A 14,701-nucleotide genomic window follows, 5' to 3' on the forward strand; every position below is an offset into this window, starting at 1 on the left:
TAGATAGGGGTCATTTTAAAACTTTTGCTCTACTTAAACCCCAATTTTTCAACGGGCTTGATCAGCCACAATGATAATCTTCTTAATCCTGCATCAAACATAGACTGTTGTAAAATCCAACAGGTCAAAACAGATAAAATGATACAAACACTCACTTCGATAAAAAGGTTAAAATTCAGTTGCCAATAACGTGCAACCAACATCACTACAAATCCATGTAATAGATAAACAGCCAGTGTATTTTGCCCCAAGTGTACAAAGTGCTGATTTAAACTTCTAACCCATACAAAAGTTGCATAAATCCCCAGTGATGAAATGAGCAGACATGCTAATCTCATTCCGATTCCTACAGGTATGCTGACTTTAAGTTGCGAATAACTCAAACTGCCATATAACCAAAATGGATTCAGTTGCGTAAAATAGACCAAAATAGCAATCGCCCCTAAAAGTGATAGGCTCACAACTTGGCTAAAGTGATTTTGCTGAATTTTGACTAAAATCTCTTTTCCATATAGTGCACCAACAACAAAAAAGGGCAAGAAAGTAAAAATTCGTCCAATTGAATATTGATAATTGTTCCAAGGGCTTAAGCCAATACATAAAGCAAGAATCAATGCAATCAACAGGGGAAATTTTGTTTTTATCAAAAAATGGGTAAGCATTGTCCATGCAATCATTCCCAACAGATACCATAGAATCCAGTAAGGTCGTTCAAATACATTCCAGTTGATTTGGAAATGCCCAGACCAGATGGCATCAAAGGCAGGAAATAAAATTTGAAAAGGTAAATACAGCGAAATAAAAAATAAAATATTCTTCCGCCATTTTTTTTCGTTAAATAACATGCCTGAAATAAAAATAAATGCAGGCATGTGTATAAAATAAATGATCCCCAATAAGGCATGGTTAAATGGGTCATCCCATCCAATCATTCGTTCGAGGAAGTGTCCGAGAACCACAAGAAATATAAGTGTTGCCTTACAACTGTCTAAGTAAGTATCTCTCATGATCAAATGGTCGAGAATGATGATTGATCATGATTATATACCTAAAATCTGGAATTGATTTTGCTCAATCTCAGCAAGAAGCTGCCGATAGATTTTAAAGTTCTCTAAATCAAAACAGACAAAATTGACTTCCTGTAAATGCGATGCCTGCAACAAAAAATCTGCCGTGGTTTTGATCGCAAGCGATGCAGCGTGATTTTTTGGAAAATGGTAGATTCCTGTAGAAATATTGGGAATTGCCAGTGTATTCAACTGGTACTGTTCCGCCAGTTTCAGACTATTGGTATAGGCTTTTTCAAGCAGTTGGGCTTCTCCGTGTTGTCCATCTTGCCACGTCGGTCCCACAGTATGAATGACAAAGCGACTGGGTAATTTTCCAGCTGTAGTGATTACAGCTTCACCGACTGCGCATCCCCCTTGTTTGGCACGAATTTTCTGGCAATCATTTAAGATTGCATCCCCGCCTTTCCGATGAATTGCACCATCTACGCCGCCGCCACCAAGTAAAGAGGTATTTGCAGCATTTACAATCGCATCAACTTTTTGCAGTGTAATGTCACCTTGAACTAATCGAATAATTTTCATTTTACATCCTTGCTCACCCTTGATGATGATTCACATCTTGAGTTTTCTTCTTTAAACGGCTTCATGCTACACTTCTTTCAGTTTTAACCACCCCCAAATTTACAAAATTGCTATGAGTAAAAAGCTTCAATACGAACCTGGAAAATTTTATTGGGCATTTTTACATCCAAAATATTGGGGAATATGGATTGCAATAATTTTCTTGATGTTGCTTGCGATTTTGCCTTGGGCAATTCAACATCGACTTGCTACGATCTTAGGAAATATTGCCTTTAATCGGCTTAAATCACGCCGTGAAACAACTGTGCGTAATTTGGAAATCTGTTTTCCAGAATGGTCTTCAGAGCAAGTGACTGAAAATGCAAGACAAGTTTTTGTAGACCAAATGATAGGTGTTTTTGAAACGCTGAATGCATGGTATTCCCCCCAGTGGTTTAAAAATCGTGTCAGCATTGAAGGCTTAGAACATATTACAACTGCAAAACAACAAGGTCAGGGCATACTGCTTTTAGGTACACACAGTACAATGCTGGATGCAGGCGGCTATTTGTGTGCGCAATTTTTTGAACCTGATGTGGTGTATCGCCCGCAGAACAACCCCTTGCTGGACATGTTGATTTATCGTTGCCGTGCGACCATTTATAAGGCTCAGATTGATCATGATGATATGCGCGGATTGATTCGCCATCTCAAAGAAGGTGATGCGATTTGGTACAGCCCTGATCAAGATTTTGGACTGAAACAAGGCGTGATGGCACCATTTTTTGGTACACCTGCGGCCACAGTAACCGCACATCGACGCCTCTTAAAAATATCGAAAGCTGTAGCAATTCCACTATATTTTTATCGTCATGGTGATATTAAAAACCCCAAATATCATGTCTTGATTGAACCTGCTGTCGAGCCCTTACCGAGTGAAGATGAATTGGATGACGCCATTCGTGTCAATAAAATCATCGAGAACCAACTTCGGATCGCACCAACACAATATATGTGGTTCCATCGTCGTTTTAAAACACGTCCAAAAGGTTATGAGAAAATTTACTAAGTTCTTACTTTTATTTGACTCGAATTTTAAAATCGAAAAGCAAAGTTAAATATCCTGCAATATCGTTTCAAACATGGGCTAACCAATATAGCCGATTCAATCATCATCAAATTTCACAAATTGATATGTATTGATATGGCTATATTGGTCTCTCATTTTGAGCTGTTGCTTATCCAGTGATATGATTTCTAAATCTTCTTTTTTTGACTTGCCTGAACCATCATCCCATAGAATGCTCATTTGTATGCCATCTTGAGTTGAGTTCAATGCTTCGATAAATCCTGTTTGATCTTGAGTGATGAGCAAATAATAAGACGGAGCTTGAGAAAAACTGATTTCAGTCAAATCTTTGCGTGAACAAGGTTGCTCACAACGATAAATACGGTGTTTGAGAAGCTCCCAAATCTCGCTGGATTGTAAATCATTTAAATTCTGATTGTCCTCTTGGCGCTGTTCAATTTCTTGAGGCTGTTTAATCTCAACACTCTGCTTTTCACAGCCTGCTAAAATTAAATTCAAGTAAAAAACCACCATTATTTTTTTCATTTGATTCTGTTTCAACATTCCGGTCAGGTATTTAAAAATTTGAAAATCAATACATATACTTTTTAGATCGAACTTATCAACCTTTCCATATTCTAAAGCGAGCCATTGCCCAAATCACATAGGGCCAAAAAATCATATTGACGATATTGTGAATACTGCTCCAAATTCGCCAATACCCCTTACCAAAAATATCTGCTCGCGCATTAAAAATCTCAATACTAAAAGCCAGAATGACAGTGATGATCATAGCAATATTGGATTTCAGTTGGCGTTTATGAATTGCAGCAACAATAAAGTAGATGATTAAACCTGCATAGACAAACAAAGCATCACTACTTAAGCCTGTAAAATGTTTAAGACTCAGTGCAAATTCTTGGATTTTTGATAGCAACATAAGGACTCAATTTTTATTTTCGATCTTGTCTGTCGCAAATTATATACCATAAATAAAGCATAACCCGAGTTCTGCATCCTGCAAAACTCGGGTTTATGAGGTTGTGCTTTCAAATCTTATTGTTATTTTACTGTGGTTATCCATTCCAACATCAAATCCTTGATGATTGCTCCATCGACTTCGTCTTCCTTAGTGAGATTTTCCGTTCTCATTCCCTGTGTCGATGAGTAAAGATTAAAACGAATCGTGTTCAGATACTACCCGCTTAGAGACTAAATCCACGTAAGAAATTGCTTACAAAAAATCGCCATTTTCAAGATTTCTTGTTAGACAATGACATGTCCATTTTATAGTCTTGAGCCAATTCATCAGTCACTTTTTTCTCTTCTTTTTCTGCTTTTTCAACACCTTCCTGAATAGCTTCTTGTGCTTCCTGCTCATCAGAGTCCGTTTGTTCCAACTCCTCTTGGCTTTGTTCAAAAATATGACTTGACTGTAACACCACATAGATTGGGAAATGATCTGAACCAATATGCGGCAACCGCTCCATATGGACCAAGGCAAAATCTGTACTGTGAAATAAGTGATCCAATGACCACCTTAAAAACTTATAGTCGGCATGAAAGGTATTGATATATCTACGCCCCACACGAGGATCAAGCAACCCACTGATGCGTTGAAACAAACGTGTGGTTCGAGACCAAGCCACATCATTTAAATCCCCCATCACGATACAGCTTTCATCTAAATCCTTGATTTGATCGCCAACAATCAATAGTTCAGCATCTCGTAAAGTTGAGTCTTTGGCTTCTGTTGGGCTGGGTGGCTTTGGATGCAGACAATATAATTGTACAGCTTGCCCGGAAGGTAAAATGACTGTGGTATGGATTGAAGGAATTTCATTGCTCAGAATAAATTTAACTTCACTATCGACCAGTTTTAACTTGCTATAGAGATGCATTCCATACAAATTATCTAATGGAACAGGAACACGATAAGGATAGTCTTTTTCAATCTTCGCCAACTCATTTTGCCATGTCCGATCAGTCTCGAGCGTAAGGACAAGATCAGGCTGATGTTTTTCGATTTGCTCAATCAGCAGATGATATTGCTGATTGGGTGTAAGTACATTTGAAACAATAACTGAAATTTGCTGCTCTGGATTCAATTGGTCTTGCTGTACCTGTTCAACCTGTTTTTTCCAGATAAAGGTATAGGGCAAAACCATTTTTAGTTGAAAAGCCAAAGCAGCAATCAATAATACTAAAATAATCTCACGCGTCAGGTCCCAAGGTGCATTCCAAAATAGCAACAACACCAAAGCAGTCAAACCCACACATAGAATCTGTAGTCGTGGAAAATCAGCCCCCCTAAACCACCATTCATCACGTGGAATCAGTGACCAGAAGCTGAGCCAAATCACGATCACGGCAAGGATTTCTATCCAAATCATATTTTGTCACTCTTATATTCTTAATTTTTGAATGATTCATAAATTAATATCAATTTTGCATGTATCATAAACAAGATATATTGCACAATATAGTTGTGTTTTCATTGTGTATGCTATTGCAGTTACACGTCCTTTTGATACACTCAAACCCCTTTTAATTTTTTAACGCACCGAGGCAAAGTGACATGAAAGTAGGTCTGGTCGGTTGGCGCGGGATGGTTGGTTCTGTCCTTATGCAACGTATGGTTGAAGAGAATGATTTTGCTCATTTTGAGCCGTTCTATTTCTCTACCAGTAATGCAGGTGGTGAAGCCCCTGCTTTTGGTGGTAAAACTGCTCCAGCACTTATGGAAGCGACGGACATTACCAGTCTGAAGCAAATGGATGTCATTATTACCTGCCAAGGTGGCGATTATACTTCTGAAGTTTTCCCAAAGCTTAAGGCTGAAGGTTGGTCAGGCTACTGGATTGATGCCGCATCTACACTGCGTATGGATGATGAAGCAATCATTGTCCTTGACCCAGTGAACTTAAATGTCATTAAAGATGGTTTGGTCAATGGCATCAAAACCTTTGTCGGTGGGAATTGTACGGTTTCATTGATGTTGATGGGCATGGGTTCATTGTTCCAACACAACTTGGTGGAATGGATGACCGCGATGACCTATCAAGCAGCCTCTGGAGCTGGCGCGCAGAATATGCGTGAATTGATTACAGGCATGGGTTACTTATATAACAATACTCAAGACCTGTTGGATGACCCTCGTTCTGCAATTTTAGATATCGACAGTAAAATTGCTGAATTACAACGGGGGGAAGGCTTTCCCAAAGCCAACTTTGGCGTACCTTTAGCAGGCTCTTTGATTCCTTATATTGACAAACAGCTTGAAAGTGGTCAGTCAAAAGAAGAGTGGAAAGGTCAAGTTGAAACCAACAAAATCTTAGGCAACGCTCAAATTGTTCCAATTGATGGTCACTGTGTACGTATTGGTGCAATGCGTTGTCACTCACAAGCCTTGACCCTGAAATTGAAGAAAGATGTTCCGCTTGATGAAATTGAAGATATGATTCGTCAGTCTAACCCATGGGCAAAAGTCGTACCCAATACACGTGAAGCATCAATGAACGATCTTACTCCTGTAGCAGTCACAGGAACGCTCTCTGTTCCTGTTGGTCGTCTGCGCAAGTTAAATATGGGTAAAGAATATTTAGGTGCATTTACCGTAGGTGATCAATTACTTTGGGGTGCAGCTGAACCTTTACGTCGTATGTTACGTATTCTAATTGACTATAAAAATGCTTAAAGTCACAAAAAAGCCTTAAACATTGAAAAAGCCGATCTATCTTGATCGGCTTTTTTATGTAACTATATTTGTGTAACTCTAATGTTAATAATTTACATATAGACTACAGCGAAATATTGTATCATTGAGATGCCTTGAACTTTGTCAGAGCAATGGATAGAGATGACTGTATATAACAAATTAAAAATTGCCATTTTAGCCATCATGACGTCGCAAACAATCAGTGCGATTACGATAGATCCGATTCAAGTTCAATCGGGGTCTGGGGATCTTCTGTACGCAGAAATGAAATTCAGCAATGCCAATCCCAATGAAAAAATAGAAGTGGGTCTGGCAGATGCAGACGACATCCAACATATTGGAATGACCACACAGGCGCCCGGACATTTAAACTTTTATACGCGTCGTTCTGGCGACGGGACTGGGGTTATCGTCATTACTTCTTCTCGTCCCATCATTGAATCTGAACTGAATATCTTACTTAAGGTTAAAGAAGGCAGTGCTACACATATCCAGCAAGTAAGAACACCTTTAACACGTGGACGCAACAACATTCCCGCACCGATGGTGAATGCCAATACCAAAGAAAAACCGCTTAATCCTCAAATTATTGTGAGTGAAAAAGACATCGCATTGAATTTGCCAACCAGCACTCAATATCAAGTCTCCACACCACAGACAGTAACGCCGCCAACAAGCAAAAAATCCAATATAGCACCGGATAACCAACAAGCATTGGCAATCAGTGTTATTGCACCTCCTGCATTGAAGATTGAACAAAAAACTGCGGTGAACCATAGTGAAATTTCGCCAAACACCCCACCTGTAGCGATCAATAAAGATGAAACTCACGCTACTGCTGTTGCAAATCCACAAGTCGTGATTCCATCCAAGCCTATTGGACAGCCTGAAAAACCACCCCAACAGACTCAAACAGCCCAGTTCCAAACACCAAAAGCGGAACCCAAAAAAGCACCTGCTGAACATAAATCTGAAAAAGCCAATGCGGTCAAGCCTAAAACGGACACTCAAAAAGCACTCAAACAAAATAAACCGACAGCCAATAAGAATTTAGACAAAGCGCCAAGACATGTTGTGCGAGCCAACGAATCACTTTGGAAGATTGCATCTCGTATCGCAGCAGAAACCCACCAGAGTGTTCCGGAAGTGATGCGTCAAATCAAAGAGAATAATGCAGATGCCTTTATTCAAGGTGACATCAATCGTATCCGTCGAGGTGTTGCACTGAATTTAGCTGCAAGCTATCAACAAGTTCCGCAAATTCAATCTAAAGTTCCACCTGTGGCGCCTCAGATTGCCAAAAAGCAGTCTGGTTCTGCCAAATACCGTTTAGATCAGGCGGAGATGAGTTTAGTAGCAGATAATGAACAGTCTTCTGCGCAAGGTTCTGCAAAACAAAATACACAGGTGAATCAGACTACTGCTGAATTATCCACAAAAGTTATGACATCTCGTGAAAAAACAGTTAAATTACAGAAGAATGTGACCCAACTTGCATCGGCTTTACAAGAAAAGAATCAGCGAATTCAATTATTAAATGCTCGGCTTGCTCAATTGCAACAGCAATTACAACAGCAAAATGTAAAGAAGCCAAATAGTTAGGATATATTAAGGAAATTGATTCATTGTGCTCAATGAAGGGGAAATAAAATGTTGTTGTATGTGATTCCATTTGTTTTACTGTTGGTGGTTGCCATCGTTTTAAAGAAACGAGAAGATGCCAACAAAGAAAATACCAATACGGCGAGCAAAAAGACCAATAATAAAAAATCGTCAAAAAAGAATGTAGCACGTACTGCACGTACCTCACAAAAACAACGTACGGCTGTTGTTGAAAATGAAGTGGTGGTGCAGCAAGCAACAAAACCATTAAGTCCTGAACTAAAAAATAGTATCGAAAAACTGATTGCTGCAAAAAACTATTTTTCGGCTGAAGCTAAAATCAATCAAGCACTCAATCAAGATAATGCGCAGCATGAGTTATATCTCTATCTTCTGGATGTGCATTTAGCACAAAAAGACGAATTTGCAGTGAATCAATTGATTAACCATATTCGCTCCTTGGGTCTTGACGATATTGTTGCCCAGGCTGAAGAAAAGAAAAAAGCAACTCAGACTGAAAGTCCGATTGAGTCGATTGCTTTTGTTCCACCCACACCAGATCCTGTGGTTCCAGAAGTCAAAAATACTGCTGCATTTGATGCCTTGATTGGCAATATAGAAACAACTCCAGCAACACCAGCTGCTGCAAACTCAGAAACGCCTATTCGCGATGATGTTGAGACACTTGAATTCAATGCGTCAGTCGCTCAAGAAAAATCAGAAGAAAAGCCGCCAGTACAACCACTGGAATTTAATTTAGATTCAACTCCACAGGCACAGCCTACGGTAGAGTTTTCTTTCGAAACAGTTGAACCAACAACTGAGACTGCAAAAGAAACAATAACACCTTTGGAATTTAGCTTTACAGCTAATGAGCCCACTGTTGCGCCTGTTGAAAAACCAGTCGAAGTTGAAATTGCACCTGAATTTAAACTGGATTTTGCTGAACCGGTTGCAACGCCTGAAAAGGAACAGACTGAAGCGCCTCAGGCATTTGAATTTAAATTGACACCAACAGAAGCTGAAACGTCTGTTGAGACACAGCCTGCTTTCCATTTTGATCTAGAAGCAGAATCACAAACGTCTGAACCTGAATCATTTGCTTCCCAACTGAATTTAGAAGTCCCGGATCAAGTTGAAGCAGTTACGCCTGTTGAAACAACTGATCCTCTATTAGCTTCATTTCCAGAACTTGCCCAAGTTAATGAAATTCAACTCAATTTGGATCTAGCCCAACAATATATCCAACTCGGTGCTTATGCTTCAGCACGTGCATTACTGTCGCAGGATGAGTCTGTATATACGGCTGAGCAACGCCAACAATCGCAGAATTTACTGAGCCAAATTGCTTCATGAAGTTATGGTCTGTTTTAATTTGATAATACGAATTGTCAGACATCGTTCAGCGATTTAAGATAAAGCAGTCATTCATGGCTGCTTTTTATTATGAACAAAAAAATTGCTTTAATTTACATGGGTGGAACTTTTGGATGCATTGGCGAGCCGTTAGCTCCCATGTCTGAACATGAATTCATTCCACAGCTCAAACGGATTCTCCCGCCTCAACTGAAAATTGAATGCTTTAAAGCAGCCAGTATTAAAGACAGTAGTGCATGTACTGCTCTTGATTGGTTAATGCTGGTTCAACAAATTCAAAGCTTGCAACGACAAAGTTTCGAGCATTTTGTTGTGATTCATGGGACCGATACCCTCAGCTATGCTGCGGCGACTTTATCTCGTTTTCTAGCTCAATCATGTCATGTCATTATTACAGGGAGCCAATACCCCTTACTCAATCTTCAAGGCAATGACACACGTGAGTTTACCGATGCAATTGATAATTTAAATACAGCACTTGATGCCGTCACCAAATTACCTGTAGGTGTTTATCTTGCATTCTTCCATCAAGTGATTCATGCCCAGACTGCGCTAAAAACCCATAGTACTGCTTTGGATGCATTCAGAGGCTTAAAAGCAGAAGAGCCTATTCATCAGGACTCGTCTATTCTTCAAATCCAACCATCACATATTGAAAAAGCCGGATTATTGAATATTGTAAATTGGATGATGGTGCCGACTGAATTATTACAGTTTAAAAATAATCTCAACACCCTCGCTCAACATCCACCGCACTTTTTAATTATCCAAGCTTATGGGGTTGGAAATTTGGCTGTTGATACAGGCATTATTCAAAGTTTTAAAAACTTACAGACCAAAGGTTGCCAAATTATTTTATCCACTCAAGTTCCTCTAGGCGGCATGGATCAACGCTATGCAATTAGCCAATGGATTCAGGACTCAAAAATTTTAGTCAGTGATGCGCTCAGTCAAGCAGATCTTTATGCCAAAATTCTGAAAATTTATTTACAATACCCGACTTCGCAACAATGGCATAACCATTGGTATGATCATCCTGAATAGAGGTATTTATGCAACGCTTTGCAATTGGTATTGAGTTTTGTGGCATTCGATATAAAGGTTGGCAAACTCAACAGCCTGGCGTACGTAGTATTCAGGAGACAATGGAAAAAGTACTGAGCACCATCGCTGACGAACCGATTATCTTACATGGTGCCGGACGTACCGACGCAGGTGTTCATGCCACCAATATGGTTGCTCATTTTGATACCAATGCAATTCGTCCCATGCGTGGCTGGTTAATGGGATCTAATAGCCAATTACCCAAGGATATTTCCATCCAATGGATTAAAGAAATGGATATGGATTTCCATGCGCGTTTTAAAGCTCAAGCACGCCGTTATCGCTATGTTGTATATCAGTCGGCAAATCGCCCCGCCTTATTGCATAAACAAGTAACCCACGCTTATTACCCACTTGATGTGGATAAAATGATTGCAGCGGCTGCAAAATTTGAAGGAACGCATAATTTCGAAAGTTTCCGTGCTGCAGCATGTCAGTCCAATCAGCCTGTACGCCATGTCAAGCACTGTCGTTTAATTCGCCATGGCAATTATCTGGTTCTGGATATTCAGGCTGATGGCTTCTTGCATCACATGGTCCGCAATATTATGGGCTGCCTGCTTGAAATTGGTCAGGGCATGTATGAAATTGATCACATTGACCAGATTTTTGCAGCACAGGACCGTAAAGCAGCTGGAATTACCGCCCCTCCTGATGGTTTATATTTCATTCATGCAGATTATCCTGAACAGTTTGAATTGCCCCGCCCCCCTCTAGGACCTCATTGGTTAAATATGCCTGAATAATCTTTTCGTTTAGGCATAAAAAATCCTTCTCTAGTGAAGGATTTTTTTGAATATTAAACAATACCAAGCCTTTCAGTCATTGAAAGCCATTCTTTAACGTTGTTTACGCTTTCTATATTCAACAGGTGTTTCATTGGTCCAACGTTTAAACGCTCGGTAGAAAGTACTTGGCTCAGAAAAACCTGTGAGATATACAATACGTTCAACACTTTCATTGGTATTGGCCAAGAGTTTTTTGGCCAAACGACAGCGGTAATCTGAAAGAATTTGCTGAAAACTGGTATTGGCTTCCGACAGCTGGGTACGCAAACGACGAGGAGTGATACTCAATTGAGCAGCCACTGTTTCTAAAGTTGTTTCACCGCTCTCCAAAGTTGAACCAATTGCCCGGCGAACCTCACCGACCAAATCATAACGCGCCAGTTCTTGAAGCTTTTCAATCGCTAACTGCTCATGTAACTGTAAAAGTTCGGGTTCAGCTTGCCACAATGGATAGTCTAAAATGGCAGGGTCAAAATACAAACGCGTTTCTTTCTGCCCTAAACTCACAGGACAGCCATAAACACGATAGTACTCTCCATCAGAGGCACCTTGAGAAAAGTTGAAATCGATATAGATCGGTTCAAAACGTCCTTCAGTAATGAATTTAAAGAAGCGTAAAATGCCCGAAATGGCGCACTCAGAAAAATGACGATTGACAATATTTTCGCCCCAAGGCTGTTCACCATTGGTTAAATAACATCGTCCATTATCATCAACCACCAGCTTCGCATGGAAAGCATCACTGATCAGACGTTGATATGCGAGTGCCCGTTTGAGTCCTTCACCAAAGTTTTCACTTGAAATGAATAAATGTTCAATCACCTGTCCACGGTAAAGGGGTAAATGTTCTCCGAGATGTAAACCAATATCTGGATCGTTACTGACTTCCTCAGCAGCCACCCAAAACGCAAATTGTGCATTTAATGGTGTTCGTGCATTTTGATCAACCTGACCCAATGCCACACCTGCCTTTGATAATATTTCTTCTGTCGGCAATCCTGCACGACGGATCGCTTGATAGCCTAATCGTAAAACAACCGAAGCATCAGTTAGCTGGCTCACGCAGTGCCCTTCCTTGTATGTTATTCATTTATACTTAAAACCTTTGATTTAGATTACCGTCGATTGACCGAACTGACAATATTTATCCGCTATTTTTTGTAGAAATTGTTTAACAAGATGTTCGCTTATTTTCAAGTCATCTGCCACCTTCCCATACCGAATAATCTTGTTTTTCTATAAAAAATTGCCTATAATTTGCGCCTTTCCAATTTGATCATCAGGTAGGCTATGGCCAATAAAGAGGAACTTATCGAGTTCGAAGGCGTTGTCACCGAAACGCTTCCTAATACTATGTTCCGTGTACGTTTAGAAAACGGTCACGAAGTGATTGCTCACATTTCTGGTAAAATGCGTAAACACTATATTCGTATTTTAACTGGCGATAATGTAAAAGTAGAAATGACACCTTATGACTTAACTAAGGGTCGTATTACTTATCGTGCACGCTAAGTTTTAGTGTAAGCAAAAGCCACTATGAGGTGGCTTTTTCAATATCTATAAAATATATCATCTGGCTTACGATACATTGTTATTGTCTAGTTATTGCGTCGTTGACGCTAAAATCTGTTCCTGAATATACATCGCGACCAACATACCTCAAATTTAATCTACTTATAATCCTGTACAAGGCACGTATTTTTGCGCTCGTGTAATTTTTATTGCTCTGTTTTCAATATTTTCGGCTTTTTTACTGGATACGATTACAAATTTAAGTTTTTGGGAGTAAATCCGATTTCGCAATCTGTCTACAGACACTGATCCATATATTGATTAAACTCATTGCATTGAGTCTTTCAAATCAAACTCTCACTTGATTGGGTGAAGCTGATGAAAAAATATTTATACGTCTATGCGTGTGTGTCGATTACTTTCAGCATTGCAGGCTGTCAGAGTGTCGACACCCGACCTGAAAATTTAGATCAATATTTACAGCAGTTTATTGGTAAATCAAGCAGTGAAATACAAGCCGAGCTAAACTTTAAAGCTTTAGGTTATCAAGTCAGTGATCACATCCAAACCACCACTGACACATTAACGTATACCATCCTTCGTCCTATCAATATCCCTATGACAGGAAGCAATGCAACTGTGGGTTCAAATGCGATGGGAATGCCTGTCATTCGCTATGACACGGCAGGTACACCCAGTTATGACATCAACTTTAATTGCAGAGTCACCTTTAAATTAAACAATGCTATTGCCGAATCTGTTCAATATACGGGGCGTGCATGTTAATTTTACTGGGCAATTTTACGTATAAAAAACACAGCCTAGGCTGTGTTTTGGAAGAACATTGAGAACAAACAATTAACCTATTGCAGTGACTACCGCTGAACCCATCTCGGTTGTTCCAACTTTGGTCATTCCTTCAGACATAATGTCGCCAGTGCGCAAGCCTTGATCTAAAACTTGTCCTACAGCATCTTCAATTGCTTTTGCAGCTGTTTCTTCACGGAAGGTATAGCGAAGCATCATGGCAACAGAAAGGATTGTTGCCAACGGATTGGCTACGTTTTGTCCTGCAATATCAGGTGCAGAACCATGGCACGGCTCATACATTCCCTTGCCGTTTTCATCCAGAGATGCAGATGGAAGCATACCAATCGAACCTGTGAGCATCGCAGCTTCATCTGAAAGAATATCACCAAACAAATTGCCTGTGACAATCACGTCAAATTGCTTTGGTGCACGTACCAATTGCATAGCTGCATTGTCTACATACATATGCGAAAGATTGATATTCGGATATTCCGCTTCTTTTAATGCTGTAACCGTTTGTTTCCAAAGCTCAGTGACTTCAAGAACATTGGCTTTATCCACCGAGCAGACTTTACCCCCCCGTAAATTCGCCATTTCAAAAGCAACTTTAGCAATACGCTTGATTTCTGACTCTGCATAGACGTCGGTGTTAAACCCCTGCTTCTCACCATTTTCAAGCTCACGAATACCCCGTGGCTGACCAAAATAGATGCCCCCTGTGAGTTCACGAACAATTAAAATATCCAGGCCAGCTACAATTTCAGGCTTAAGGCTTGAAGCATCCGCCAACTGTGGATAGAGAATTGCAGGACGTAAGTTTGCAAATAGGTTTAATTCACTACGGATTTTCAATAACCCACGTTCAGGGCGGATTGAGCGTTCAATCGTGTCCCATTTTGGACCACCCACTGCACCGAGTAAAATTGCATCTGCTTTTTTTGCTTGGTCTGCTGTCACTGCTGGATAAGGTTCGCCATGTGCATCAATTGCAGCACCGCCCAATAAACCATGTTCCCATGTTAAACCTAAATTAAATTTTTCATTGACACGCGTAAGTACTTTTTCAGCAGCGGCAACGATCTCTGGACCGATACCATCACCTGCCAAAATCAAAATTTGTTTAGACATTTGCAGTTCCATTTATATTCAG

General features: G+C 40.0%; 15 protein-coding genes. 8 read left to right on the forward strand and 7 right to left on the reverse strand.

The window, feature by feature from the left end; genetic code table 11:
- Positions 1-29: 29 nt before the first annotated feature.
- Positions 30-1,007, reverse strand: coding sequence for an acyltransferase family protein (locus IMO47_RS00965; protein WP_196076583.1), 978 nt, complete (start codon positions 1,005-1,007; stop codon positions 30-32).
- Positions 1,008-1,040: 33 nt separating this feature from the next.
- A complete protein-coding gene (locus tag IMO47_RS00970; RefSeq protein WP_196076584.1) occupies positions 1,041-1,592 on the reverse strand; it encodes an O-acetyl-ADP-ribose deacetylase in 552 nt (183 codons plus the stop codon).
- Between the two features lie 112 nt (positions 1,593-1,704).
- On the opposite strand from IMO47_RS00970, the gene IMO47_RS00975 reads away from it, so the two are divergent.
- Positions 1,705-2,640, forward strand: coding sequence for a lauroyl acyltransferase (locus IMO47_RS00975; protein WP_196076585.1), 936 nt, complete (start codon positions 1,705-1,707; stop codon positions 2,638-2,640).
- Positions 2,641-2,736: 96 nt separating this feature from the next.
- Here IMO47_RS00975 and IMO47_RS00980 read toward each other — a convergent pair whose 3' ends face one another.
- The 3 genes from IMO47_RS00980 to IMO47_RS00990 form a co-directional block, all read right to left on the reverse strand.
- Positions 2,737-3,159 (reverse strand): hypothetical protein, encoded by a 423-nt coding sequence (locus IMO47_RS00980; RefSeq protein WP_227552195.1) that lies wholly within the window; start codon positions 3,157-3,159, stop codon positions 2,737-2,739.
- 103 nt (positions 3,160-3,262) lie between these two features.
- The gene (locus tag IMO47_RS00985; protein WP_196076586.1) at positions 3,263-3,580 is read right to left on the reverse strand and encodes a hypothetical protein; all 318 of its coding nucleotides are present in this window, start codon (positions 3,578-3,580) and stop codon (positions 3,263-3,265) included.
- A 313-nt stretch (positions 3,581-3,893) separates the two neighbouring features.
- Positions 3,894-5,033 carry an endonuclease/exonuclease/phosphatase family protein gene (locus IMO47_RS00990; RefSeq protein WP_196076587.1) on the reverse strand — a complete coding sequence of 380 codons (1,140 nt, stop codon included), beginning with the start codon at positions 5,031-5,033 and terminating at the stop codon, positions 3,894-3,896.
- Between the two features lie 185 nt (positions 5,034-5,218).
- Here IMO47_RS00990 and asd point away from each other — a divergent pair, with 185 nt between their 5' ends.
- From asd to truA, 5 genes are all read left to right on the forward strand, one after another.
- Entirely contained in the window at positions 5,219-6,337 is a 1,119-nt protein-coding gene (gene asd / locus IMO47_RS00995; RefSeq protein WP_196076588.1) for an aspartate-semialdehyde dehydrogenase, read from the forward strand.
- 162 nt (positions 6,338-6,499) lie between these two features.
- On the forward strand, positions 6,500-7,960 hold the full coding sequence (locus IMO47_RS01000) for a hypothetical protein (protein WP_196076589.1): 1,461 nt from the start codon (positions 6,500-6,502) through the stop codon (positions 7,958-7,960).
- A gap of 48 nt (positions 7,961-8,008) precedes the next feature.
- Positions 8,009-9,316, forward strand: coding sequence for a hypothetical protein (locus IMO47_RS01005; protein ID WP_196076590.1), 1,308 nt, complete (start codon positions 8,009-8,011; stop codon positions 9,314-9,316).
- Between the two features lie 90 nt (positions 9,317-9,406).
- Positions 9,407-10,381 carry an asparaginase domain-containing protein gene (locus tag IMO47_RS01010; protein ID WP_196076591.1) on the forward strand — a complete coding sequence of 325 codons (975 nt, stop codon included), beginning with the start codon at positions 9,407-9,409 and terminating at the stop codon, positions 10,379-10,381.
- Between the two features lie 8 nt (positions 10,382-10,389).
- The gene (gene truA, locus IMO47_RS01015; RefSeq protein ID WP_196076592.1) at positions 10,390-11,187 is read left to right on the forward strand and encodes a tRNA pseudouridine(38-40) synthase TruA; all 798 of its coding nucleotides are present in this window, start codon (positions 10,390-10,392) and stop codon (positions 11,185-11,187) included.
- Positions 11,188-11,280: 93 nt separating this feature from the next.
- On the opposite strand, the gene IMO47_RS01020 is transcribed toward truA, so the two are convergent.
- Positions 11,281-12,291 (reverse strand): AraC family transcriptional regulator, encoded by a 1,011-nt coding sequence (locus IMO47_RS01020; protein ID WP_196076593.1) that lies wholly within the window; start codon positions 12,289-12,291, stop codon positions 11,281-11,283.
- Between the two features lie 228 nt (positions 12,292-12,519).
- Between IMO47_RS01020 and infA the strand changes: the two genes are divergently transcribed.
- A complete protein-coding gene (gene infA, locus IMO47_RS01025; protein WP_004718087.1) occupies positions 12,520-12,741 on the forward strand; it encodes a translation initiation factor IF-1 in 222 nt (73 codons plus the stop codon).
- 378 nt (positions 12,742-13,119) lie between these two features.
- Positions 13,120-13,527, forward strand: coding sequence for a hypothetical protein (locus IMO47_RS01030; RefSeq protein ID WP_196076594.1), 408 nt, complete (start codon positions 13,120-13,122; stop codon positions 13,525-13,527).
- A gap of 72 nt (positions 13,528-13,599) precedes the next feature.
- Here IMO47_RS01030 and leuB read toward each other — a convergent pair whose 3' ends face one another.
- Positions 13,600-14,679: a 3-isopropylmalate dehydrogenase gene (gene leuB, locus IMO47_RS01035; protein WP_196076595.1), complete on the reverse strand. Its 1,080-nt coding sequence runs from the start codon at positions 14,677-14,679 to the stop codon at positions 13,600-13,602.
- Positions 14,680-14,701 lie beyond the last annotated feature (22 nt).

The organism is Acinetobacter sp. Res13-Abat-PEC15-P4-01 (assembly GCF_015676285.1).
GTDB classification, from domain to species: domain Bacteria; phylum Pseudomonadota; class Gammaproteobacteria; order Pseudomonadales; family Moraxellaceae; genus Acinetobacter; species Acinetobacter nematophilus.